Here is a 23,726-nt window from a genome sequence, read left to right on the forward strand (position 1 = left end):
GGCCTTGATCCGCGAGCCAGGAGACCTGCCTGTCGCCGTCGTTCTCCGCGCGGTCGGGATGTGCCGAGCGGTCGAGGCAACTCGTGTGACGACAGTCGTAAACCAGCCGCGTCAGCGGCCGCTTTCGCTCATCCGGGCGGAGGTCGGTCCGGCGCGGCGTCGTCATATGGAGACCCGGAATGAACCGGACCGCATTCGCTACCCTGGCCGCCGCCAGCCTTTTGGCCGCCGCTCCTGCTTTCGCCGCTGAAGTCACCGATCAACAGGCCGCCGCCCCTGACGTGGCCGGTCGCGCCGGCGCCACCGCCGTGGCCGACGTCATCGTCACCGCCAACCGTTCGGCCCAGCCGATCGAGCGCGTCGGCGCCTCTGTCACCGTCCTGACCCAGGCCGCCATCGAGGCGCGCCAGACCCCCGCCGTGGCCGAGCTTCTGGCCCAGACGCCGGGCGTCAGCTTCACCCGCAACGGCGGCGTCGGAACCTCGACCGGCGTCAACATCCGCGGCGCCGAAAGCCAGCACACCGTCGTCCTGATCGACGGGGTCAAGCTGAACGACCCGTCCTCGACCCAGGGCGGTTTCAACTTCGGCAACCTGCTGGTCGGCGACACGGCCCGCATCGAGATCCTGCGCGGCGCCCAGTCGACCCTGTGGGGCAGCCAGGCCATCGGCGGCGTGGTCAACATCGTGACCGCTGAGCCAACCGAGGCCCTGCAAGGCTCGCTCGACGCCGAGGCCGGCGCGCGCGGCACGACCTATTTCCGCGGCGGCATCGGCGGCGCCAATGACCGCCTGAGCTGGCGTCTGGCGGCCAGCCGCTATGACACCGACGGCTTCTCGGCCTATGCGACCGGGACCGAGGACGACGGCTACACCAACACGGGCCTGTCGGGCCGTCTGAACCTGAAGATCACGGACGCCGTCTCGCTGGACCTGCGCTCGGTCTGGTCCAGCGGTCAAAACGACTTCGACGCCTGGAACGGCGACAGCCGCGAGTACGGCAAGACCCAGGAACTGGTCGGCTACGCCGGGCTGAACTTCGACCTGCTGGACGGCCGTTTCCGCAACCGCATCGGCTACGCCTACACCGACACCAACCGTCGCAACTACAACCCCGCGACCCTGGTCCAGCCGCTGACCTTCGATGCGGCGGGCGAGAACCGCCGCTGGGAATACCAGGGCACGTTCGCCGTGACCGAGGCGCTGAACACCACCTTCGGCATCGAGAGCGAGCGTTCGGAAATGCGCACCCGTTCGCCGTCGGCGTTCAACCTGAACCCGGCCTTCGGGCGGGGCCAGGCGGACCTCGATAGCGCCTATGCCCAGGTTCAGTGGACCGTGTTGGACGGCCTGACCCTGACCGGCGGCCTGCGTTACGACGACCACGCCCAATACGGCGACAACCTGCTGGGGCAGGTGGCGGCGGCCTGGGCCTTGAACGACGGCGACACTGTCGTGCGCGCCAGCTGGGGGCAGGGCTTCCGCGCGCCGGGCCTGTATGAGCTCTACAGCGAGTACGGCAACCTGACGCTGCAACCGGAAGAGTTCGACAGCTGGGAATTCGGCGTCGAGCAGCGCCTGTTCGACGGCGCCGTCGTCTCGGCGACCTACTTCAACCGTCAGGCCGACAACGAGATCCGCTACAACGGCTGCTCGACGCCCTCGACCGATCCGCTGTGCACCGTCAACGGCGTCGGCCGTTGGGGCTACTACCGCAATGTCCAGAAGACCGAGGCGCAAGGCGTCGAGCTGATCGGCCGCATCGACGTGACGGATCGTCTGAACCTCAGCGCCAACTATACCTGGACCGACGCCAAGAGCGCCTCGGGCGCCACGGACGGCAAGCGCCTGACGCGTCGCCCCGAGCACATGGCCAACCTGGCCGCCGACTACGCCTTCGCCTTCGGCCTGAAGACGGGCGTGGCCGTGCGTTACGTCGGCGAGACGTTCAACAACGACGCCAACACGGTCGTCGTGGGCGAATACACCCTGGTTGATCTCCGCGCCTCCTATCCGATCAACGACAACCTCGAAGTCTATGGTCGGATCGAGAACGCCTTCGACGAGGACTATCAGACGGTCCTGAACTACGGCACGGCCGGCCAGGGCGTGTTCGGCGGCGTTCGCGTCCGGTTCTGATCCGATGCGAGACGCCGCGTTTCTGACGACGGCGACCCGGCACGGCGGCGGTCTGATGAGGGCCGCCGCCGCCTATCCCGATGCGCCGAGGCCCTGGCTGGACCTGTCCACCGGCATCAATCCCGAGCCGTGGCGCGGGCCGCGTGCGGCGGAGGCGGAACTGAACCGGCTGCCCGATCCTGGCGCCCTGGTCGCGCTGGAGAGGGCGGCGGCGTCTGCTTTCGGCGCGTCGCCGGAACGGACGGCGGCGACCGCCGGGGCCGAGGCGGCGATCCGTCTTTTGCCCCTGCTGCTGGGCGTGCGCTCGGTCGAGATCGTCGGCCCGACCTACGGCGCCCACGCCGAGGCCTGGCGGGCGGCGGGCGTGGCGACGCGCCTGATCGCAGCGGACCAGGCGGCGGCGTCGCAGGCGGGCGTGCTGGTCATCGTCAATCCGAACAATCCCGACGGCCGCCTGACCCGGCGCGCCGACCTGATCGCCATGGCGCGGGCGCGCTCCCAGGCGGGCCGCTGGCTGGTGGTCGATGAGTCCTTCATCGAATGCGCGCCCGGCGACAGCGTCTCCGACCTCGTCGAGCCAAGGCTGATCGTCTTGCGCTCCTTCGGCAAGTTCTATGGGCTGGCCGGCGTCCGGCTGGGCTTCATGCTGGCCGCGCCGGATCTGATCACGCGTCTGCGCGCTCTCTTGGGCGACTGGCCGGTCGGCGCCGACGCCTTGGCGATGGGACGCGGAGCCTATGCCGACTCCGAGTGGCGTGCGCGGACCGAACGGTCTCTGGCCGAGCGCGCGGACCGGCTCGACGATCTGCTGGCGCGCGCCAGCTTCCAGATCATCGGCGGGACCAGCCTGTTCCGCATGACTCGCACGCCGCACGCGGCACGTTGGTTCCAGCACCTGTGTCGGGCGGGAATCCTGACCCGCCCGTTCGATCATACGCCCGACGGTCTGCGCTTCGGAGCGCCGACCGAGCGTGACTTCCCGCGCCTTCGGCGTGCGCTGGAGGCCTTCGCATGAGGGCGACGCGGCGGGGAGCTTTGGTCGGGGTCGGTGCGGCCCTGTTCGCGTCGCCCGCCGTGGCGAAATCGGCGCCGCGTCGCGTGGTGTCGCTGAACGCCTGCCTCGACGCCATTCTGGTGCACGTCGCGGACCGGGGCCAGATCGCGGCCCTCAGCCACTATGCGCGCGAGCCGGCCGGCTCGACTATCTCCGAAGTGGCCCGGACGTTGCCCTTCACCTGGGAGACGGCCGAGGAGGTCATCGCCCTGCGCCCCGATCTGGTGCTGACCAGCCGCCACAGCGCCCTGGCCACCCGCAATGCTCTGGGGCGGATGAGCATCCCGACCGAGTTGTTCGCCGTGCCCGACAGCGTGGCGGCCAGTCTGGATCAGGTGCGCGAGGTGGCCCGGCTGGTCGGTCGCCCCGCGCGTGGCGAGGCCCTGATCGCCCGCATTGAGGCCGCCATCGCCGCAGCAGCTCCGCCGCCCGGATCGCGCCCGCTCAAGGCCCTGATCTATCAGCCCAACGGCTTCGCCGCCGGGCGCGGCACCCTGATGGACGAGATGATGACCCGCGCCGGATTTCAGAACGTCGCCGGACGATACGGCCTCGGCAAGTGGGGCAATGTCCCGGTCGAGCGGCTGCTGGCCGATCCGCCCCAGGTCCTGCTCAGCGGCGTGCCCGCTCAGGGCTCGCGCACCTGGGCCGACCGGGTGATGCGTCACCCGGCGCTGGCCTCTCTGTCCGGTCGGATGGCGCAGGCGCGACTGGACGAGAAGCTGCTCTATTGCGGCGGGCCGGTGTTGATCCAGACCGCCGCCGCCCTCGCCGAGGCGCGCCGCACGGCGCTGGAGGCCCTGTGATGACCTTGCCGCGTCCGCTGATCCTGATCGGTCTTCTGGCCCTGATCGCCGTCCTGTCCGTCGGCAGCATGAGCGCGGGCCGCGTCTGGATTCCGTGGAGCGACTGGGCCGCCCGGCAAGGCGACCCCGCCTGGGCCATCCTGTTCGAGCTGCGCCTGCCGCGCACGGTGCTAGCCCTGATGGTCGGGGCGGTGCTGGGTCTGACCGGGGCGGCGCTGCAGGGCTATACTCGCAATCCTCTGGCCGATCCGGGCATGCTAGGCGTCTCGACCATGGCGGCCCTGGGGGCGGTGCTGACCTTCTATCTGGGCGCAGCGGCGAGCGCGCCCTGGGTCCTGCCATTCGCGGCCATGATCGGGGCCGGGTTGGGCGTAGTTCTGCTGTTGGCGCTCGCGGGGGCGACGAGCAGCGTCGTCACCTTCATTCTCGCCGGCGTCGTGATCCAGACTATGGCCGGCGCCGGGGTGGCGCTGGCGCTGAACCTGGCCCCCAACCCCTGGGCGGTGAACGAGATCGTCAACTGGCTGATGGGGTCGCTGGCCGACCGCAGCGTGGTCGAGCTGAAGCTGGCCGCGCCGGGCATGATCCTGGGGGCTCTGATGTTGCTGACTCAGGGGCGGACGCTGGACGCCCTGACCCTGGGCGAGGCCGGAGCGCGGTCGCTGGGCGTGCGGCTGGACGCCGGGCGTCTGATGCTGGCGCTGGGCGCGGCGCTCGCCGTCGGGTCGGCGGTGGCGGTGACGGGGTCGATTGGCTTCGTCGGCCTGATCGTGCCGCACCTGCTCCGGCCCTTGATCGGGGCGCGGCCCGGCGGCCTGCTGCTGCCCTCGGCTCTGGGCGGCGCGGCTCTGGTGCTGGCGGCGGACATTCTGGTGCGGCTGACGCCTTCAGCGGCCGAGATCAAGCTGGGCGTGGCCATGGCGGCCCTGGGCGGCCCCTTCTTCCTGGCCCTGTTGATCGGCATGCGGAGGACGTTGGCGTGAGTATTCTGAGCGCGGAAAACCTGTCGGTCCGACTGGGTGATAAGACGGTTCTGAACGGCGTCGGCGCGGCATTTGCGCCGGGACTGGTGACGGCGGTGGTCGGGCCGAACGGGGCGGGTAAGTCGACCCTGCTGGACTGTCTGGCCGCCCTGCGAAGACCCGGTGCGGGACAGGTGACGCTGGATGGTCGGGCTCTGCGTGATTTGCCGTCGCGAGAGCGGGCGCGCCGCATCGCCTACCTGCCGCAGAACGCCGAGATCGCCTGGGCGGTGAACGGGCGCACCTTCGTGGGTCTGGGCCGCACCCCCTATGTCGGCGCCTGGGGCCTGACCGCCGAGGACCGGGCCGCTGTGGACCGCGCCATGGCTCTGACCGGGGTGGAGGCCTTCGCCGACCGCGTCGTTTCGACCCTGTCGGGCGGCGAGCGAGCGCGCGTCCTGATCGCCCGCGCCCTGGCCGGCGACCCGCAATGGCTGTTGGCCGACGAGCCGCTGGCGGGACTCGACCCCGGCCACGTGCTGGACGCCTGCGACCTGTTCCGTCGATTGGCGGATGAGGAGGGGCGGGGCATCATCGTCACCCTGCACGACCTCGACGCCGCCCTGCGGATGGCCGACCGGGTGATCGTCCTGGCCGAAGGACGCGTGCTGGCCGACGCCGCGCCGGTCGAAGCCCTGTCGCCCGAGGTGCTGAAAACGGCTTACGGCGTCGAGGCCCGCACGCTGGAAGGGACGCACGGCCCCGTGTTGGAGATGGTCGGTCGTGCCCGCTAGCCTGCCGATGCCCTGGATCGTCGCGGGCGCTCTGTTGGTAGAGGGGGCGATCGGCTGGCCGCGCCGCTTGCCGCATCCGGTCGTCTGGATCGGCGGCCTGATCGCGACGCTGGAACGGCGTTGGAACCGCGCGGCATGGTCGGCGAAGAGGCGGCGTGTGCTGGGCGTGCTGACGGTTCTGATCCTGCTGGTGGTTGCGGGCGGTGCGGGCTTGGGCATCGAGCGCCTGGCCGCCACGGCGCCCTTCTGGCCGGGACTGGCGATACTGATGATCTGGGCGGCGACGGGGCTGGCGGCGCGCAGCCTGTTCGAGCACGTCAGCGCGGTATCCCGTCCGTTGAGTGCGGGCGACCTACCCGCCGCGCGGCAGGCTGTCGGCATGATCGTCGGTCGCGACGTCGAGGCGATGGACGAGGGCGAGGTCGCCGCCGCCGCTTTGGAAAGCCTGGCCGAGAGCTTTTGCGACGGGGTGGTCGCGCCGGTCTTCTGGTTCGTGGTGGGCGGCCTGCCGGGGCTGTTCGCCTACAAGGCCGTCAACACCGCCGACAGCATGATCGGCCACATGGAGCCGCGCTGGCGCGCCTTCGGCTGGGCGGCCGCGCGGGCAGACGACGTGATGAACTGGATCCCGGCCCGGATCGCGGGGGCCCTGATCGCGCTGGGCGGTTGGCAGGGGGGGCGGATCATGTGGCGCGACGCCGGCAAGCACGCCTCGCCCAACGCCGGCTGGCCCGAGGCCGCCATGGCGGGGGCGCTCAGGGTTCGGCTGGGCGGGCCGGTTCGCTATGACGGCGTCATGACCTGGCGCCCCGACCTCGGCGACTGGGCTGCGCCGCGCGCCCATGATCTTCATCGCGGCCTTCGCGTCTATGGCGTGGCCTGCGCCGTTCTGATGCTGCTGCTGATCCTTGGAGGTTTCGCATGGCCGCGCTGATGATCCAGGGCTGCGGCTCGGACGTGGGCAAGTCGGTGCTGGTCGCTGGCCTGTGTCGTCTGTTCGCCAATCGCGGTCTGACGGTGCGGCCGTTCAAGCCGCAGAACATGTCGAACAACGCCGCCGTCACCGCGCCCGACGCAGAGGGGCGCGTCGGCGAGATCGGTCGCGCCCAGGCGCTTCAGGCCCTGGCCTGTCGCACGGCGCCGACGGTGGACATGAACCCCGTCCTGCTGAAGCCGCAGAGCGACACGGGCGCGCAACTGATCGTGCGCGGGCGGGTCGAGGGCGTCTGGCAGGCAGCGGGCTATCAGGACCGCAAGACCGCGCTTCTGGACGTGGTGGTGGACAGCTTCCGCCGCCTTCGGGCCGAGGCCGATCTGGTGATCGTCGAGGGGGCGGGCAGTCCGGCCGAGACCAACCTGCGCGCTGGCGACATCGCCAACATGGGCTTCGCCCGCGCCGCCGACGTGCCTGTGGTTCTGGTCGGCGACATTGACCGGGGCCATGTGATCGCCGCCCTGGTCGGCGCCCGCGCCGTGCTGGACGAGGCGGATTGCGCCATGATCAAGGGTTTTTTAATCAACAAGTTCCGGGGCGATCCTGCGCTGTTTGATCAAGGTCGAGCCGAGATCGCGACCCGCACCGGATGGGCCGATCTGGGCATGGCGCCCTGGCTGGCCGACGCCCGGTCCTTGCCGGCCGAGGATGCGGTGGTGCTGGATCGCGCGACGGCGCCGGGAGCGGACCGGCGCGTCCGCATCGCTGTGCCCATGCTGTCGCGGATCGCCAATTTCGACGACTTCGATCCCTTGCGGCACGAGCCGGGCGTGGACTTCGGCTTCGTGCCGCCGGGACAGGCCCTGCCGGGCGACGCCGACCTGATCATCCTGCCGGGGACCAAGGCGACGCTGGCCGACCTGGCCTTCCTGCGGGCGCAGGGGTGGGACGTGGACATCGCCGCCCATGTGCGGCGCGGCGGGCGGGTGCTGGGCGTCTGCGGCGGCTATCAGATGCTGGGGCGGACGATCAGCGACCCGGACGGGATCGAGGGCGTGGCCGGATCGGCGCCGGGGCTGGGCCTGCTGGACGTCGAGACGGTGCTGGCGGGGGACAAGACCCTGCGTCGGGTCGCGGGACGACTGGTCGCCTCCGGCGCCGCCCTTGAAGGGTATGAGATTCACATCGGCCGCACCGGCGGCCCCGACGCCGCGCGGCCTGTGGCGCGTATCGACGATCAGCCGCATGGGGCGGCATCCGCAGACGGACGGATCACGGGGCTCTATGTCCACGGCCTGTTCGACCTGGCCGAGGCGCGAGCGGCCTTGCTGGCGGAGCTGGGCGCGGGGATCGACGGCGTCGATCAGTCGGTTCGCGTCGATCAGGCGCTGGACCGGATCGCTGCGGTTCTGGAGGCGAATTTCGACATCCCGGCGCTGAGCCGGATCGCGGGCCTGGCATGAGCGAACTGACTGAACTTTTGACCATTCCAGCCCTGGACCGGGCGCTGCAGCCGGCTTTGCAGCAGGCGCTGGACGGCAAGGCCAAGCCGCCGGGCGCGCTCGGCCGGATCGAGGACCTGGCCATGGCCCTGGGTCTGATCCAGCGGCGGGCCAGGCCTGTCGTGAAGAGACCGGCGCTGCTGGTCTTCGCCGGAGATCACGGCCTGACGCGCTCGGGCGTGGCGGCCTTTCCGTCGGGCGTGACCGTGGCCATGGTCGATACGCTGCTGGCGGGCAAGGCCAGCGCCAACGCCTTCGCCGCCGTGGTCGGGGCCGAGGTGCGGGTGGTCGATGCAGGCGTGGCGGCCGACCTGTCCGATCGAACGGGTCTGGCGCAGGCCAAGATCGCGTGGGGAACGGCGGACGCCTCGGTCGAGCCGGCCATGACGCCCGCTCAGGCCGGGGCCGCCCTGCTGGCCGGGGCGCGGGTGGCCGAAGGCGCCATCGCAAACGGCGTCGATCTGATTGCGCTCGGTGAAATGGGCATAGGCAACAGCGCCTCGGCGGCCCTGCTGATGCACCGCCTGGCGCCCGCGCCGCTGGACGACTGCGTGGGGCAGGGGGCGGGTCATTCGCCAGAGGGCATGGCGAGGAAGCGCGCGGTTCTGACCCGCGCCGCCGCCCGGTCGGACGCGACCGCGCCGTTCGAGGTTTTGACCCAGTTTGGGGGCTATGAGATCGCCATGATGGCCGGCGCCCTGCTGTCGGCGGCCAAGGCGGGCGTTCCTGTGCTGGTGGACGGCTTTATCGGCACGGCGGCGGCCCTGCTGGCGGTGCGTCTGGCGCCGAACGCGCGCGACTATTGCCTGTTCGCCCATGCCTCGGCCGAGGCGGGGCACAAGCTGATGCTGGAGGCGCTGGACGCCCGTCCCCTGCTGCAACTGGACATGCGGCTGGGCGAGGGGACCGGCGCGCTTTTGGCCGTGCCTCTGGTCAAGGCCGCCTGCGCCCTGCTGTCCGAGGTCGCCGAACTGTCGGACGTGCTGGAGGCGGCGGGTTGATCAGGGAGGAAGCGCGCCTGTTCGTCTGCGCGGTGCAGTTCCTGACGCGCATCCCGACGCCCCAATTGGCGGGGTTCCGGCCGGAATGGATCCAGCGGAGCGCGCGCTATTATCCCCTGGTCGGCCAGGTGGTCGGCGGCGCGGCGGCGCTGGTCCTCTATGGCGCGGCCCAGGTCTGGAATCCGTGGATCGCGGCGCTTCTGGCCGTTTCCGCCGGGGTCGTGCTGACTGGCGGCTTTCATGAGGATGGACTGGCCGACACGGCCGATGGGCTGGGCGGGGGGCTGACCCGCGACCGGCGGCTGGAGATCATGAAGGACAGCCGGCTGGGTTCCTATGGCGCGCTGGCGCTGGGGCTGACGCTGGCGCTGCGAGTCGCGGCCCTGGCCATGCTGACGCAGGTCTCGCCCCTGCTGGCGGCGGTCGCGCTGCTGGCCGCGAACGGCCTGGGACGGGCGGCGGCGGTCGGGGCCATGGCGGTCATGCCCTATGGCGGCGACCCCGGCATGGCCAAGGAGGGCAGGCCCGATCGCGCCTCGCCGCTCGGATTGACAGTGGCCGTTCTGATCGCCCTGTGGCCCTTGGTCTTCTTCTCGCCGGTCACGGGAGCGGGCGGCGTGGCTCTGGGCCTGTTGCTTGGCGCGGTTCCGGTCTGGCTGGCGTGGCGACTGATCGGCGGCCGCACAGGAGACGTGCTGGGCGCCGTCGAGCAGGCGTTCGAGGTCGGCTTTCTGCTGGCCGTCGCCGGGCTGGCGGTCGGATGAAGCTGATCGTCGCGCCCCTGCACGAAGCCGCTGGGCTGATGGCCCGCCATCAGCCGTCGCACCTGATCAGCCTGGCCTCGCCGGGCCATGTCGAGGCGCGGCTGGTTGATCCCCTGTCTCATCGACTGGACCTGAGGTTCAACGACATCGCCGAGCCGCGCGCCGGGCTGACGCCGCCGGGCGAGGCGGATGTCGCCGCCCTTCTGGCCTTTGCGGCCAGCTGGGACGGGACGCGGCCCCTGCTGGTCCATTGCTGGGCGGGGGTCAGCCGCTCGACGGCGGCGGCCTATGTTATCGCCTGCGCCCGCTCGGCGCCGGGCCGGGAGGCGGCATGGGCCGAGCGTCTGCGCGCCGCCGCCCCGACCGCCACACCCAATCCTTTGCTCGTGGCCCTGGCCGACCGCCACCTGCACCGCGACGGCGCCATGAGCCGCGCCGTCGCCGCCATCGGGCGCGGGGCGGAAACCGCCTGGGGCGCGCCGTTCGAACTTGACCTGACGCCTGAAAAAGAACCGCGCCGATGACCGAAGCCGAGCTGAACGCCCGCCACGCCGAGAAGATGAAGAAGATTCAGGCCGCCCGCGCCCGGATGATGGCGACCAAGACGGTCGAGCGCGGTCTGGTCATCGTCCACGCCGGGACCGGAAAGGGCAAGACGACGGCGGCCCTGGGCATGGTCTGCCGTATGATCGGCCACGGCATGAAGGCGTCGATCATCCAGTTCATCAAAGGAGCGATGGAGACGGGCGAGCAGAACCTGTTCGACGCCTTTCCCGATCTGGTCGAGATGCGGCCCATGGGCGAGGGCTTCACCTGGGACACCCAGGACCGGGCCGCCGACATCGCCAACGTCCGCCGCGCGTGGGAGGCGGCCAAGGCGCGGATCATGGACCCGGAGTGGAAGATGGTCGTCTGCGACGAACTGAACATCGCCCTGCGCTACGACTACCTGCCGGTGGCCGAGGTGCTGGAGGTTCTGGCCGCTCGGCCCGTCGATACGCACGTGGTCATCACCGGGCGCAACGCCCCGCCTGAACTGATTGAGGCGGCGGATCTGGTCACGGAGATGCAGATGGTGAAGCACCCCTTCCGCGCCGGGGTGAAGGCCCAGGCCGGGGTCGAGTTCTGATGACGGCGCGTCTGGTGGTCTGCTCGACCTGCCGTTTCTCCACCGAGGAGCCGACGGACGCCGCCGGTCTGTCCGGGGGGCGCCGCCTGCTGGACGCTGTGTCAGCGGTCGTGGAGGCCGAAGGCGCCGATGACGTGAGGGTCGAGGAGCAGGTCTGTCTGTGGGCCTGTTCCAGCCATTGCGCCGTCTATCTGACCGACGCGGGCAAGCCCGCCTATCTCCCCGGACGCTTCGATCCGACCGTGGACAGCGCCCAAGCCCTGGTCGCCTTCGCCCGCCTTTATGCCGCCAGTCCTGACGGCGCCGTCGCCTATCGCAATTGGCCGGAAGGCATGAAGGGTCATTTCATCGCCCGTCTGCCCGCCCCGTGAGCGACCGCCCCCGGGCGCGACGTTCGGGCGATTGTTCCGGCGCGCCGGCGTGCTACAGGAGTTGGATGGGCTTTTCCTCGATCAGGCAAGGACTGATGGCGGCGCTTCTGGCGTCGTTCCTGGCCCTGTTCGTCCTGGTCCCGGCGGTTGACGCCATGAGTTGCGGCCCCGAGGCCGGCGTTTCTGAAACGGCCATCCTTCTGATCGACGATCATTCCGGAGACGTGGGGGCCGGCGGCGACGTCGACCATGCGGTCTGCTCGCACGGCCACTGTCATCATGGCGGCGTCTCGACGCCAGCGCGTTCGGCCGTGTCGTTCGACGCCGTGGCGGCGCGCGCGCCTGCCTATATGCGGGCGGAGAGCCGGCTGATCTCACACCCGCCCGCCGGACCCGAGCGCCCGCCCCGAACCTGACGTGATCGCGCGCCTGCGCGCGCTCTTTCGCGTCAACTTTCGGGAAACAGGACAATGCCATCCCCTTATCGCCGTCCGCCGCGTCTCGCGGCGGGCGGCGTCATGGTCGCCGTGGCGACCGCACTCGCCGGCCCGGTCTGGGCCGATCCCGCGCCTGCATTTGAGATCCTGCTGCGGCAGGTCGGCGCTTCGCCCAAGACCGTAGAGGCTGACGCCCTGCGGGACGCCGCCGAGGCTCGCGTTCGACAGGCGCGCGTTCGGCCCAACCCCACGCTGGCTCTGGACGTTGAAAACGCGTTCGGCAGCGGGCCTTTCGAGGGCTTCGGCAACGCCGAAACCACGCTGGGCGTCACTCAGGACCTCGAACTCTGGGGCCGTCGTGGCGCTCGGGTCGATGCAGCCCGGGCCGAGGCCCGGACGGCGGCGCTTCGTCGCGACCTCGCCGTCATCGACGCCGCCGGACGTCTGGCCCTCGTCTATGCCGAGGCGGAGGCCGCAGAGCGTCGCTTCGATCTGGCCGAGGAGGCGTTGAGCGTCACCGTGGCTGACGCCCGCGCTGCGTTGACGCTGGTCGAGGAAGGTCGAGAGCCGATGGTTCGCGCCCTTCAGGGCGAGAGCGAAGCCGCCACCGCTCGCGCGGCCCTGGACGAGGCCGGGGCCGAACGCGAGGCCGCCTTCGCCCGGCTGACCGCGGCGGCCATGCTGCCGACGCCAGTGACTTCGATCGAGGCCAGCCTGATTGATCAGGTTCCGCCGGTCGCCTTGGTGAGCGACAGCGCCACGCCGGTCGTGCGCGTCGCCGAGGCCGAACGCGATGCAGCGGAGCGGCGGATCGCGGTCGAGCGCATCCAGTCCCGCCCGGACGTCAGCGCCTCGGTCGGCGTGCGCCGCTACGAGGCCGAGGACGCCACGGCCCTGACCCTGGGGCTCAGCCTGCCCCTGCCGCTGTTCGACCGGAACCGGGGCAATATCGACGCGGCCCAGGCCGAGCTCCGCGCCGCCGAGGCTCGCTTGATGGGCGCGCGTCAGGCGGCGCAGGCGGACCGGAACGCCGCTGTCGCGCGGCTCAACGCCTCGGCCAGCCGGGTGAAGGCCGCCGACGCCGGGGTGACGGCGGCGCAGGAGGCCTATCGCCTGTCGCGCATCGGCTTCGACGCCGGACGCATCTCGCAACTGGAACTGCGCGTGTCGCGCGCGGCCCTGATTTCCTCTCGCAACGCCGCCGTCGACGCCCGCCTGGCGCGGGTCCGGGCGGAAATCGACCTGGCGCGCCTGCAAGGCCGCGCCCCGTTTGGAGCTGTTCAATGAAACGCATCGCTGGACTGAACAAGACCTGGCTGATGGCCGGGGCCGCCGCTGTCGTCCTTCTGGGCGGCGCGGGCCTCTATGTTCTCAACAGCCAACCGAAAGCCGCGCCGGCTGAAGCGGCTGAAGACAGACTTGCGGACGAAGGGGCCGAGGCCGCTGAGGAGGGTGTCGTCGAACTGTCGGCGGCCCAGATCGAGGCGGTGGGCATCGCCGTCGTGGCCGTGGGCGGCGGCGGGGGCGGCGAGGTCCGCCTGTCCGGGCGCGTCGAGCCGATGGTGGACGCTCGCGCTGCTGTGGCCGCCGCCGTCGCCGGTCGCGTCGAGCGGGTTCTGGTAGCGCCGGGGCAGGCGGTGCGCGCCGGTCAGGCGCTGGCCGTCCTGGTTAGCGGCGACGCCGCGGCCCTGAGGGCCGACGCCGACGCGGCCCAGGCCACGGCGGTCGCCGCCCAGCAGGCGCATCGGCGCGAGGAGGATCTGGCCAATCAGGGCGTGGTGGCGCGGCGCGACGCCGAGCTGGCCCACGCCCAGGCCCTGGGCGCCGAGGCCGCCGCTCGTGCGGCGCGGGCTCGCTCCGCCGCCGCCGGATCGCCCGACGCCATGGGTCGTCTTCGCATCGCCAGTCCGATCTCGGGCGTGGTCGCCAGCGTTCAGGTCGGACCCGGCGGCTTTGCAGCCCAGGGCGCGGTGATCGTCGAAATCACCAATCCCGCCCACGTCGAAATGGTCTTCAGCGCGCCGCCGGTCGTCGCCGCGCACGTTCGCGCCGGCAGCCGGATTCGCGTCACGACCGCTTTGGGCGAGGTGGACGGCGTCGTCACCGGCGTGGCGACCGGCGGGGAGCTGGAAAGCGGCGCCGTCGTCATCCGCGCCCGCCCCAGCGGCGGCGTTCTGCCGCCCGCCGGATCAGCGGTCACGGGGACGGTACTGACGGGCGCAGAGGTCGGCGGCGTCACCGTGCCCTCCGAGGCCGTGCAGACGGTCGAGGGTGCAAGCGTGGTCTTCGTGCGCACCGAGACCGGCTTCCGCGCCGTCCCCGTTCTGGTCGGACGACAGGCCTCTGGACGAACCGAGATCGTGCGGGGCCTGACCGGGGCCGAACGCATCGCCGGCGCCAATGCCTTCCTGCTGAAAGCCGAGCTCGCCAAGGGCGAAGCCGGGCACGGGCACTAGGGGCGACGGATCATGTTCAAAGCTCTCATCGAGGCCTCCGTTCGCTTTCGCTGGTTCGTGGTCCTGGCCGTGGCCCTGATCGCCGGGCTCGGCCTGTTCGAGCTGACCAAACTGCCGATCGACGCCGTTCCCGACATCACCAACCGACAGGTCCAGATCACCACGGTCGCGCCCGCTCTGGCGCCCGAGCAGATCGAGCGACAAGTCACCTATCCGCTGGAAACGGCCATGTCCGGCATTCCCGGCCTGGTCAACACGCGGTCGTTGTCCCGCAACGGCTTCAGCCAGATCACCGCCGTCTTCACCGATCAGACTGACATCTATTTCGCCCGCCAGCAGGTGACTGAGCGGATGCGGCAGGCCTCGGACAACCTGCCCGAAGGCGTCGAATCCGATCTGTCGGCCATCACGACGGGTCTGGGCGAGGTGCTGATGTGGACCGTCGATTACGTGCCGTTCAGCCTCAAGGCCGTGGTCCCGACGGGCAAGCCCGGCTGGCAGGCCGATGGCGCCTATCTGACGCCGGACGGCGAGCGGCTGACCACGCCGCAGCAGCGCGCGGCCTATCTGCGCACGGTGCAGGACTGGATCATCGCCCCGCAGATGCGGACCAGTCCGGGTCTGGCGGGCGTCGACGTCAACGGCGGCCATGTGAAGGAATATACGGTCCGTCCCGAAGCCGCCGCCCTGACCCGCTACGGCCTGGGCTTGAGCGATCTGGTGCGGGCGCTGACGCGCGCCAACACCCAGGCGGGCGCCGGCTATGTCCAGCGGGCGGGCGAGGCTCTGGTGGTCCGCACCGACGCCCTGGCTGCCACGGTCGAGGATCTGGTCCAGGCGCCGGTGGTCAATCGCGGGGGGCTGGTGGTGCGCGTGGCTGATGTGGCGACCGTCGAGATCGGCCAGGCGCCGCGTCTGGGCGGGGCCAGCCGCGACGGCCACGAGGTTGTCCTGGGCACGGCCCTGATGTTGGCGGGCGAGAACAGCCGCACGGTGGCGCAGACTGCGGCGAAGCGGCTGGAACAGGTGGCGGCCACCCTGCCGCCGGGCGTCGTCGCCGATCCGGTTCTGGATCGCAGCCAACTGGTCAACGCGACCATCAAGACGGTGGCGAAGAACCTGGTCGAGGGGGCCCTGTTCGTCATCCTCGTGCTGTTTCTGCTGCTGGGCAATGTGCGGGCGGCGGCGATCACGGCCCTTATGATCCCGCTCAGCTTCCTGTTCGCCGTCATCGGCATGAATCGGTTCGGCATCAGCGGAAACCTGATGAGCCTGGGCGCGCTGGACTTCGGCCTGATGGTCGACGGCGGGGTGGTGGTGATCGAGAACACTCTGCTGATGCTGACCCAGAAGCGGGGGGAGCTGGGGCGGATGCTGACCCGCAGCGAACGCCTCGGCGTGGCGGTTCAGGCGGCCCGCCGGATGGTCAAGCCCGCTGCCTTCGGCCAGCTTATTATTCTCTTGGTGTTCACGCCGCTGCTGATGCTGGAGGGGGTCGAGGGCAAGACCTTCGTGCCGATGGGGGCGACGGTGATGCTGGCCCTGGTCGGCGCCTTCATCTTCTCCTTCACCTTCGTGCCGGCGATGACAGCCCTGTTCGTGCGCGAGCCGAAGACGGTTCATCTGGGACCGGACGGCAAGGCCGAGGAGCACGAGACGCGGATTTTGCGCTTCGCCCGACGTTGGATCCAACCGGCCATCGGCGCGGCGGCGGCGCGACCCAAGGTGGTGTTGATCGCGGCGCTGGCCATGCTGGGCGTCGGCGCCGGTTCCTTCATCAGTCTGGGCCGCGAGTTCATCCCGACCCTGGACGAGGGAGACATCGCCATGCAGGCCCTGCGCGTGCCGTCAGCCTCGCTGGAGCAGTCTCTGGCCATGCAGATGGCGCTGGAGCGGGTCATCAAGGCCCAGCCCGAGGTCGAGACCGTCTTCTCGCGCACCGGCACGGCCGAGGCGGCTGTCGACCCCATGCCGGCCAACATCTCGGACGCGGTGATCATCCTGAAGGATCGCAAGGACTGGCCTGATCCCCGGCTGAGGAAGGAAGACCTGATCGCGGGCATCGAACAGGTCGCCAGCCAGCAGATCGGCAATAGCTTCGAGTTCAGCCAACCGATCGAACTGCGCTTCAACGAGCTGATCTCGGGCGTCCGTACCGACCTCGCCGTCATGGTCTATGGCGACGACTTCGACACCCTGCAGAAGACGGCTGAGGCGGTCGCGGCCAAGCTGAGGGCCACGCGCGGCGCGGCGGACGTTCGGGTGGAGCAGGCGTCGGGTCTGCCGACCCTGACCATCAGCGTCGATCGCTTCACGGCGGCCAACTACGGCCTGTCCGCCGCCGATGTGTCGGAAGCCGTCTCCATCGCCATCGGCGGCGGCGAGGCAGGGCGCATCTTTGAGGGCGATCGCCGTTTCGACGTGGTGGTGCGTCTGCCGGACGACGCGCGCAACGATCCCGCCGCCCTGGCGGCCCTGCCCATCGTCTCCTCGACCGGCGTCGTCGTGCCCCTGTCCTCGGTGGCGCGCATCCACATCGCCGAAGGGCCCAACCAGATCAGCCGCGAGAACGGCAGCCGGCGCATGGTGGTGCAGGCCAATGTGCGCGGCCGCGATCTGGGCGGCTTCGTCGCCGAGGCGCAGAAGTCGGTGGCCGAGGTCGCCCTGCCGGTCGGCTACAGGCTGGATTGGGGCGGGCAGTTCGAGAACCTGAAGCGGGCCGAGCAGCGGCTGGGTCTGGTCATTCCCATCGTCTTCGTCCTGATCGGCGTCCTGCTGTTCATGGCGCTGGGGTCGGTCGCGGAGGCGGGGCTGGTGTTCGCCTGCGTGCCCCTGGCTCTGGTCGGCGGGGCGTTGGCCCTGTTGCTCAGGGGGATGCCGTTTTCGGTCTCGGCGGCGGTCGGCTTCATCGCCGTGTCCGGCGTCGCCACCCTGAACGGACTGGTGCTGATGCAGGCGATCCGCGAGCGGCTGCAGGCCGGCCTTGATCCCCTGGCAGCGGCGGTCGAAGGCGCGTCCAGCCGACTGCGGGCGGTGCTGACCACGGCCCTGGTCGCCATCGTCGGCTTCATCCCCATGGCGCTAGCGCATGGGGCGGGGGCCGAGGTGCAGAAGCCGCTGGCCACCGTGGTCATCGGCGGGCTGCTGACAGCCACGGCTCTGACCCTGCTGGTTCTGCCGACCTTCGCCGCCCGGACGGTCAGGCGTCGGGCGCCGGAAGGACTGGACGATTAGGGGCAGGGCGGCTCGTCGCGAAGGCGGGCCGCCCCATCCCGACGTTCGACGAGATGTCAAACCTGTCCAATCTGTAACTTGTCGAGGGGGCGACGAAGCCGTCAGTGTGAAGTCTCTTTTACATCGCGGGGGCGCTTCATGCTGACAATCAACAATCTGGTCCATGTCTACGGCAACGGGACACGGGCCCTGGACGACGTCAGCCTGACGATCCCGACCGGGATGTTCGGCCTGCTGGGCCCGAACGGGGCGGGCAAGTCGACGCTGATGCGCACCATCGCCACCCTGCAAACCCCGACGTCTGGCGAGATCCGCTTCGGCGATATCGACGTGATCCGCCAGCCGGAGCTGCTGCGCCGCACGTTGGGCTATCTGCCTCAGGATTTCGGCGTCTATCCGCGCGTCTCGGCCTATGACATGCTGGATCACATGGCGGTGCTGAAGGGCATCGCCGACGGCAAGGACCGCAAGCAGACGGTCGAGGCCCTGCTGAACCAGGTCAATCTGTGGAGCGTCCGCAAGAAGGCCCTGGCCGGATTCTCGGGCGGGATGCGCCAGCGCTTCGGCATCGCCCAGGCCCTGATCGGCAATCCGCGCCTGATCATCGTTGATGAGCCCACCGCGGGCCTGGACCCGGAAGAGCGCAACCGCTTCCTCAACCTGCTGGCCGAGATCGGCGAGAACGTGGTGGTCATCCTGTCGACCCACATCGTCGAGGACGTGGCGGACCTGTGCCCGCGCATGGCGGTGCTGGCGGGCGGCAAGATCCAGCTGGAAGGCGCGCCGCTGGAGCTGATGAAGCAACTGTCGGGCCGGGTGTGGAAGAAGGCCATCGCCAAGGAGGCCCTGCCGGAACACCGCGCCCGTTTCGAGGTCATCTCGACGCGCCTGTTCGCCGGCCAGACCGTGATCCACGTCCTGGCCGACGCCAGGCCGGGCGAGGGCTTCGAGCCGGCCTCGGGCGGCCTGGAGGACGTCTATTTCTCGACCCTGGCCGCCTCGCGCCGCCCAGCCGTCGCGCAAGCCGCCTGAGGCCCGCGTCATGTTCGGAAAAGTCGCGGCCTTCGAGTTCCGCTATCAGCTTCGCCAGCCCGCCTTCTGGGTCATTTCCATCCTCTTTTTCCTGCTGAGTTTCGGCTCGGTCGCTAGCCCCAATGTAAGCGTCGGGTCGGGCGGCAACGTGTTCAAGAACGCGCCGTTCGCCATTGCGCAGGCCCACCTGATCTTCAATCTGTTCTTCATGCTGGCGACGACAGCTATCGTCGCCAACGTCGTGGTGCGTGACGCCACGACGGGCTTTGGCCCCATGATCCAGTCCAGCCGGTTGTCGAAGTTCGACTATCTGTACGGGCGCTTCGTCGGGGCCTTCGCCGTGGTGGCCCTGGCTTTCCTGAGCGTCGCGCTGGGCATCCTGATCGGCACCTTGATGCCCTGGGTGGACAAGGAGACGGTCGGGCCGTTCCGACCGCTGGACTACCTCTACGGCTTTGTCGTGATGGGCCTGCCGGGGCTGCTGTTCAGCTCGGCGATCTTCTTCACCCTGGCGACCGTGACCCGTTCCATGATGGCGACCTATGTCGGCGTCGTCGGGGTCTTCGTCTTCTACATGACCACGACCTCGGTGTTCGGCTCCAAGCCCGAGCTGGAAACCCTTGTGGCCTGGCTGGAGCCGTTCGGCGCCGGCGCCTATGGTCTGGCGACCAAGTACTGGACGGCGGCGGAGCGTAACACGATCAATGCGCCCCTGACCGGTCTGCTGCTGGGCAACAAGCTGCTTTGGCTGGGCGTCAGCCTGGCCTTCCTGGCCTCCGCCTTCCCCCTGTATCGTCCGTCGCCGCGCGGGGCCAAGCTGCGCAAGCAGGAGAAGCTGCGCGCCCTGGCCGATGCAGCGCCCGAGGCGTCCGCGCCCGTCGCGCCGCTCGCCTCGCCGACCTACGGCTTCAAGGCCGGATGGGCGCAGTTGGTCTCGCGCACCGGCTTCGAGATGAAGGCGGTGTTCAAGAGCCCGGCCTATTTCGTCATGCTGGCCCTGGGCTTCGCCTTCAGCATCATGACCCTGCTGTTCGCCGGCGAGCTTTACGGCGCGCCGATCCTGCCTGTGACGCGGGTGGTCATCGAGACCCTGGGCGGCGCCTTCGGCCTGGTGATCATCATCATCGCCATCTACTACTCGGGCGAACTGGTCTGGCGCGATCGCGAGCGGCGCACGCACGAGATCATCGATTCCACCGCCACGCCGGACTGGACCTTCCTGCTGCCCAAGACCCTGGCCCTGGTTCTGGTGCTGGTCTCGACCCTGCTGGCGGCCGTGGTGGCGGGCATGATCGTCCAGACCTTCAAGGGTTATACGAACTACGAGATCGGCAAGTATCTGTTCTGGTACGTCGCGCCTCAGGCGATCAGCTTCTCGCTGATGGCGGTGCTGGCCATCTTCGTGCAGTCGCTGTCGCCCAACAAGTTCGTCGGCTGGGCGATCATGGTCGTCTATCTGATCTCGACCATCGTCCTGTCCAACATGGGCTTCGACCACGTCCTGTATCGCTATGGTTCGGGCACGGGGATGCCGCTGTCCGACATGAACGGCCTGGGCAAGTTCGCGGGCTACGCCGCCTGGATGCAGGCCTACTGGTCGGCCTTCGCCATCGTCCTGCTGGTCATCGCCTATGGCCTGTGGCGTCGCGGCGCGGAGACGCGCTTCATGCCGCGTCTGAAGCGTCTGCCGCGTCGCCTGATGGGACCGGCGGGCGTCATCGGCGGGGTCGCCCTGACCGCCTTCATCGGCCTGGGCGCCTTCACCTACGTCAACACCAACGTCTGGAACGAGTACCGCAGCCGCGATCAGCAGGAGCAGTTGATGGCGGACTACGAGAAGACCCTGCTGAAGTATGAAAAGACGCCTCAGCCCGCGATCACTGACGTCAAGCTGGACCTGGACCTCTATCCGCACCAGCCGCGCCTGACGACCAAGGGGACCTATGTCATCGAGAACCGCACGGGGGCGCCTCTGGGCGAAGTCCACCTGCGCTGGAACGACGACCTGAAGATCGCCAGGCTGGATGTTCAGGGGGCGACGGTGGCCAAGGATTGGCCCCAGTTCGAGTACCGCATCTATCGTTTCGCCACCCCGATGCAGCCGGGCGAGAAGCGGACCATCGCCTTTGAAACGGTGCTGGAGCAGCGCGGCTTCAAGAATAGCGGCGACACCACGCGGATCGTCGACAACGGCACCTTCGTCAACAACGGCGAGTTCGGCCTGACCATCGGCATGGGCCGCGACGGTCTGCTGTCGGATCGTTCGAAGCGTCGCAAGCACGGCCTGCCGGCCGAGCTGCGGATGGCCAAGCTGGAGGACGAAAGCGCGCGGGCTCACAACTACATCGGCGCGGACTGGGTCAACGCCGACATTACCGTGACCACGGTCGCCGATCAGACGCCGATCGCGCCGGGCTACAAGGTGTCGGATGTGACGAAGGACGGCCGCCGCACGGCCCGCTTCGTCACCGAGGCCCCGGTGCTGAACTTCTTCTCGGTGCAGTCGGCCGACTATCAGGTGGCCAAGGAACAGCACGGCCCCATCGAACTGGCCGTCTATTACCACAAGGGTCACGAGCGGAACGTCGAGCGCATGCTGAACGGCATGAAGTCGGCGCTGGACTACTACGGCACGGCCTTCAGCCCGTACCAGTTCCGTCAGGCCCGGATCATCGAGTTCCCAGCCTACGCCAGCTTCGCCCAGGCCTTCGCCAACACCATGCCCTATTCGGAAGGGCTCGGCTTCATCGCCGACCTGACCGACGAGGAGAAGATCGACTACGTCACCTATGTCACCGCCCACGAGGTCGGCCACCAGTGGTGGGCGCACCAGGTGGTGGGTTCTGACCAGCAGGGCTCGACCCTGCTGTCGGAATCCCTGGCGCAATACTCGGCGCTGATGGTGATGGAGAAGCTGTACGGACCCGACAAGATTCGTCGCTTCCTCAAGTTCGAACTGGACCGCTACCTGCGTTCGCGCGGCATGGAGCGGCTGGAGGAGATGCCCCTGCTGCGCATCGAGAACCAGCAGTACATCCACTATCAGAAGGGTGGTCTGGTCATGTATCTGCTGCGCGATCAGATCGGCGAGGAGGCGGTGAACCGCGCCCTGCGTCGGGTGCTGGCGCAGTACGCCTTCAAGTCCGCGCCCTATCCGCGCTCACTGGACCTGGTCGCGGCGCTGCGCGCCGAGGCCCCGGCGGACAAGCAGGCCCTGATCACCGACCTGTTCGAGAAGATCACCCTGTATGACGTGAAGTCGAAGTCGGTCACGGCGACCCGCCGCGCCGACGGCAAGTGGGACGTCGCCCTGACGGTCGAGGCCCGCAAGCTCTACGCCGACGGCAAGGGCGAGGAGACCGAGGCCCCGTTGAACGAGAGCTTCGACGTGGGTCTGTTCTCGGCCGAGCCGGGCAAGGGGGCGTTCGACCGCAAGTCGGTCATCCTGATGGAGCGACGGCCCCTGCGCAGCGGAACCCAGGTCTTCCGCTTCGTCACGGACCAGAAGCCGACGTTTGCAGGCATCGATCCCTACAACCGCTGGATCGACCGCAACTCGGACGACAACGTCAAGCCGGTCGGCTGACGCCAGAGCTTTCTCCTCCCGCCGCAGGGCGGGAGGAGGGGCCTACGGCGAGTTAATCTCGCCGCCTCATTTTAGACTCGATCCGCTACAAATGTAACGCTACAAATGTAGCGTCAACCGATGCGGAGAGTCCCAGTGATCGAGTCCCTGCCCAGACGCGAACGCGAGGTGTTCGAGACCCTGTGTCGGCTTGAAACCGGCACCGCCGCGGGCGTGCGCAACGCCCTGACCGACACGCTCAGCGATTCCGCCATCCGCACCCTGCTGGCCCGACTGGAGACCAAGGGCCTGGTCGAGCGCGAAGCGGGCGCCGAGGGCTTCGTCTATCGTCCCGTGCCCCGCACCGAGGCCGTCGCCGCCGGCGCCCTGCAGCGGATGATCGACACCTTCTTCGCCGGCTCCGCCGCCAGCGCCGCCACCGCCCTGCTGGGGATGGGGCAGCGCCTGACGGCCGACGAGGCCGCCGCCCTGGAACGCGCCATCGACGAAGCGGTGGAGCGCCAGCCATGAGCCTGGCCCTGTTTCTGTCCCTGCTGGTCAAGTCCAGCCTGGTCGCGGCGGCGGGTCTGATCGTCGCCCGCCTCGCAGCGCGCCGCGCCGCCGACCGCGTGGACATCCTGCGCGCCACCGTCTGTCTGTTGCTGGCCCTGCCGGTTCTGGCGGCCGTGCTGCCCGCCGTCGAGTTGGCGTTGTTGCCTGCCGCGTCGGTCGAAGCCGTCAGCGCGCCTATGACCCCGCTGTGGTCGGGCGAGGTCGGCCCCGTCGCGGGCGTCGCCGTCTCGGCCAGCCTGCCCTGGCCGTCGCTGGCGACCATGGCTGTCGGCCTGTGGCTGCTGGGCGCGGCGCTGGTCGTGGGGCGGCTGCTGCTGGGCCTGAATACCCTGAGCCGCTGGACCGAACAGGGGCGGGCGGTCAAATGCCCCGCCTGGCGGTCGCCGCTGGAGCCCCTGGCCCCCGCCGCTCGCCCGCGTCTGGTCAGCAGCGAACGGGTGTCCAGCCCGCTGAGTTGGGGCCTTGCGCCGGGCGTCATCGTCCTCGACCCGTCCAGCCTGGCGGAGCCCAAGGCCGCCTCCGCCGTCCTGGCGCACGAACTGGCGCATTTGCGACGCAAGGACTGGGTCTTCCTGATCCTGTCGCGGCTGGCCCTGGCCCTGTTCTGGTTCAACCCCCTGGTCTGGCGTCTGTCCGTCGTCCTGGCCGAGGCCTCTGAAGAGGCCGCCGACGCTGAAGCGGTGCGGACTGTCGATCGCCGGGACTACGCCCGCGTCCTGGTCCGCCTGGCCGTCCATTCATCCTCCTTTCCCGCGACCGCCATGGCCGCTGACCCCCACACGCTTGAGAAAAGGATCGCCTGCATCATGACGAACACTTCTGCTCGCCGTCGCCCGCTGGCGGTCGCCCTGACCGTCGCCGCCCTGGCCGTCGTCGCCACGCCGCTGGCGGCGCTGGAACTGCGGGAGCAGGCGTCCGCCTATGCGCCGCCGCCTCCGCCAGCGCCCCCGGCGCCGCCCGCACCTCTGTCGGTT

20 protein-coding genes are annotated in these 23,726 nt (G+C 69.6%); all 20 read left to right on the forward strand.

Going from position 1 to position 23,726, the window contains the following annotated elements; all coding sequences use genetic code 11:
• Positions 1–179 precede the first annotated feature (179 nt).
• The gene (locus VGE49_RS13505) at positions 180–2,138 is read left to right on the forward strand and encodes a TonB-dependent receptor plug domain-containing protein (RefSeq protein WP_331035055.1); all 1,959 of its coding nucleotides are present in this window, start codon (positions 180–182) and stop codon (positions 2,136–2,138) included.
• Positions 2,139–2,142: 4 nt separating this feature from the next.
• On the forward strand, positions 2,143–3,153 hold the full coding sequence (gene cobD / locus VGE49_RS13510; RefSeq protein ID WP_331035056.1) for a threonine-phosphate decarboxylase CobD: 1,011 nt from the start codon (positions 2,143–2,145) through the stop codon (positions 3,151–3,153).
• Positions 3,150–3,998, forward strand: a complete 849-nt coding sequence (locus VGE49_RS13515) for an ABC transporter substrate-binding protein (RefSeq protein WP_331035057.1) — start codon at positions 3,150–3,152, stop codon at positions 3,996–3,998. Before cobD ends, VGE49_RS13515 begins: the two co-directional genes overlap by 4 nt.
• Positions 3,998–4,981: a FecCD family ABC transporter permease gene (locus tag VGE49_RS13520; RefSeq protein WP_331035058.1), complete on the forward strand. Its 984-nt coding sequence runs from the start codon at positions 3,998–4,000 to the stop codon at positions 4,979–4,981. The genes VGE49_RS13515 and VGE49_RS13520 overlap by 1 nt, the downstream gene beginning before the upstream one ends.
• A complete protein-coding gene (locus VGE49_RS13525; RefSeq protein ID WP_331035059.1) occupies positions 4,978–5,754 on the forward strand; it encodes an ABC transporter ATP-binding protein in 777 nt (258 codons plus the stop codon). Before VGE49_RS13520 ends, VGE49_RS13525 begins: the two co-directional genes overlap by 4 nt.
• Positions 5,744–6,688: an adenosylcobinamide-phosphate synthase CbiB gene (gene cbiB, locus VGE49_RS13530; RefSeq protein WP_331035060.1), complete on the forward strand. Its 945-nt coding sequence runs from the start codon at positions 5,744–5,746 to the stop codon at positions 6,686–6,688. The genes VGE49_RS13525 and cbiB overlap by 11 nt, the downstream gene beginning before the upstream one ends.
• A complete protein-coding gene (locus VGE49_RS13535; protein WP_331035061.1) occupies positions 6,676–8,151 on the forward strand; it encodes a cobyric acid synthase in 1,476 nt (491 codons plus the stop codon). The genes cbiB and VGE49_RS13535 overlap by 13 nt, the downstream gene beginning before the upstream one ends.
• Positions 8,148–9,191, forward strand: coding sequence for a nicotinate-nucleotide--dimethylbenzimidazole phosphoribosyltransferase (gene cobT / locus VGE49_RS13540; RefSeq protein WP_331035062.1), 1,044 nt, complete (start codon positions 8,148–8,150; stop codon positions 9,189–9,191). Before VGE49_RS13535 ends, cobT begins: the two co-directional genes overlap by 4 nt.
• Complete coding sequence (locus VGE49_RS13545) at positions 9,188–9,955, forward strand: adenosylcobinamide-GDP ribazoletransferase (protein ID WP_331035063.1); 768 nt, start codon at positions 9,188–9,190, stop codon at positions 9,953–9,955. Before cobT ends, VGE49_RS13545 begins: the two co-directional genes overlap by 4 nt.
• The gene (locus VGE49_RS13550) at positions 9,952–10,479 is read left to right on the forward strand and encodes a tyrosine phosphatase family protein (RefSeq protein ID WP_331035064.1); all 528 of its coding nucleotides are present in this window, start codon (positions 9,952–9,954) and stop codon (positions 10,477–10,479) included. Before VGE49_RS13545 ends, VGE49_RS13550 begins: the two co-directional genes overlap by 4 nt.
• Positions 10,476–11,084, forward strand: coding sequence for a cob(I)yrinic acid a,c-diamide adenosyltransferase (cobO, locus tag VGE49_RS13555; protein ID WP_331035065.1), 609 nt, complete (start codon positions 10,476–10,478; stop codon positions 11,082–11,084). Before VGE49_RS13550 ends, cobO begins: the two co-directional genes overlap by 4 nt.
• Positions 11,084–11,455, forward strand: a complete 372-nt coding sequence (locus VGE49_RS13560) for a DUF1636 domain-containing protein (RefSeq protein ID WP_331035066.1) — start codon at positions 11,084–11,086, stop codon at positions 11,453–11,455. The genes cobO and VGE49_RS13560 overlap by 1 nt, the downstream gene beginning before the upstream one ends.
• Before the next feature lie 95 nt (positions 11,456–11,550).
• Positions 11,551–11,871 (forward strand): hypothetical protein, encoded by a 321-nt coding sequence (locus VGE49_RS13565; protein WP_331035067.1) that lies wholly within the window; start codon positions 11,551–11,553, stop codon positions 11,869–11,871.
• Positions 11,872–11,925: 54 nt separating this feature from the next.
• Entirely contained in the window at positions 11,926–13,179 is a 1,254-nt protein-coding gene (locus tag VGE49_RS13570) for a TolC family protein (RefSeq protein ID WP_331035068.1), read from the forward strand.
• Positions 13,176–14,348 (forward strand): efflux RND transporter periplasmic adaptor subunit, encoded by a 1,173-nt coding sequence (locus tag VGE49_RS13575; RefSeq protein ID WP_331035069.1) that lies wholly within the window; start codon positions 13,176–13,178, stop codon positions 14,346–14,348. The genes VGE49_RS13570 and VGE49_RS13575 overlap by 4 nt, the downstream gene beginning before the upstream one ends.
• A gap of 12 nt (positions 14,349–14,360) precedes the next feature.
• Entirely contained in the window at positions 14,361–17,582 is a 3,222-nt protein-coding gene (locus VGE49_RS13580; RefSeq protein WP_331035070.1) for an efflux RND transporter permease subunit, read from the forward strand.
• A 138-nt stretch (positions 17,583–17,720) separates the two neighbouring features.
• Positions 17,721–18,614: an ABC transporter ATP-binding protein gene (locus tag VGE49_RS13585; RefSeq protein ID WP_331035071.1), complete on the forward strand. Its 894-nt coding sequence runs from the start codon at positions 17,721–17,723 to the stop codon at positions 18,612–18,614.
• Positions 18,615–18,624: 10 nt separating this feature from the next.
• The gene (locus VGE49_RS13590; protein WP_331035072.1) at positions 18,625–22,200 is read left to right on the forward strand and encodes an ABC transporter permease/M1 family aminopeptidase; all 3,576 of its coding nucleotides are present in this window, start codon (positions 18,625–18,627) and stop codon (positions 22,198–22,200) included.
• Between the two features lie 135 nt (positions 22,201–22,335).
• On the forward strand, positions 22,336–22,710 hold the full coding sequence (locus tag VGE49_RS13595; protein WP_331035073.1) for a BlaI/MecI/CopY family transcriptional regulator: 375 nt from the start codon (positions 22,336–22,338) through the stop codon (positions 22,708–22,710).
• Positions 22,707–23,726, forward strand: a 1,020-nt coding sequence (locus VGE49_RS13600) for a M56 family metallopeptidase (RefSeq protein WP_331035074.1), incomplete at its 3' end; no start/stop codon positions are given. The genes VGE49_RS13595 and VGE49_RS13600, both read left to right, overlap by 4 nt.

The sequence above is a fragment of the Brevundimonas sp. genome (assembly GCF_036405315.1).
In the GTDB taxonomy this organism is placed as follows: domain Bacteria; phylum Pseudomonadota; class Alphaproteobacteria; order Caulobacterales; family Caulobacteraceae; genus Brevundimonas.

Coding starts and splice junctions, on each gene's coding strand:
- VGE49_RS13520 (WP_331035058.1), top strand. CDS start 3,998: ATGACCTTGCCGCGTCCGCTGATCCTGATCGGTCTTCTGGCCCTGATC.
- cobD (WP_331035056.1), top strand. CDS start 2,143: ATGCGAGACGCCGCGTTTCTGACGACGGCGACCCGGCACGGCGGCGGT.
- VGE49_RS13580 (WP_331035070.1), top strand. CDS start 14,361: ATGTTCAAAGCTCTCATCGAGGCCTCCGTTCGCTTTCGCTGGTTCGTG.
- VGE49_RS13590 (WP_331035072.1), top strand. CDS start 18,625: ATGTTCGGAAAAGTCGCGGCCTTCGAGTTCCGCTATCAGCTTCGCCAG.
- cobT (WP_331035062.1), top strand. CDS start 8,148: ATGAGCGAACTGACTGAACTTTTGACCATTCCAGCCCTGGACCGGGCG.
- VGE49_RS13535 (WP_331035061.1), top strand. CDS start 6,676: ATGGCCGCGCTGATGATCCAGGGCTGCGGCTCGGACGTGGGCAAGTCG.
- VGE49_RS13505 (WP_331035055.1), top strand. CDS start 180: ATGAACCGGACCGCATTCGCTACCCTGGCCGCCGCCAGCCTTTTGGCC.
- VGE49_RS13515 (WP_331035057.1), top strand. CDS start 3,150: ATGAGGGCGACGCGGCGGGGAGCTTTGGTCGGGGTCGGTGCGGCCCTG.
- VGE49_RS13560 (WP_331035066.1), top strand. CDS start 11,084: ATGACGGCGCGTCTGGTGGTCTGCTCGACCTGCCGTTTCTCCACCGAG.
- cobO (WP_331035065.1), top strand. CDS start 10,476: ATGACCGAAGCCGAGCTGAACGCCCGCCACGCCGAGAAGATGAAGAAG.
- VGE49_RS13550 (WP_331035064.1), top strand. CDS start 9,952: ATGAAGCTGATCGTCGCGCCCCTGCACGAAGCCGCTGGGCTGATGGCC.
- VGE49_RS13565 (WP_331035067.1), top strand. CDS start 11,551: ATGGCGGCGCTTCTGGCGTCGTTCCTGGCCCTGTTCGTCCTGGTCCCG.
- VGE49_RS13575 (WP_331035069.1), top strand. CDS start 13,176: ATGAAACGCATCGCTGGACTGAACAAGACCTGGCTGATGGCCGGGGCC.
- VGE49_RS13570 (WP_331035068.1), top strand. CDS start 11,926: ATGCCATCCCCTTATCGCCGTCCGCCGCGTCTCGCGGCGGGCGGCGTC.
- VGE49_RS13585 (WP_331035071.1), top strand. CDS start 17,721: ATGCTGACAATCAACAATCTGGTCCATGTCTACGGCAACGGGACACGG.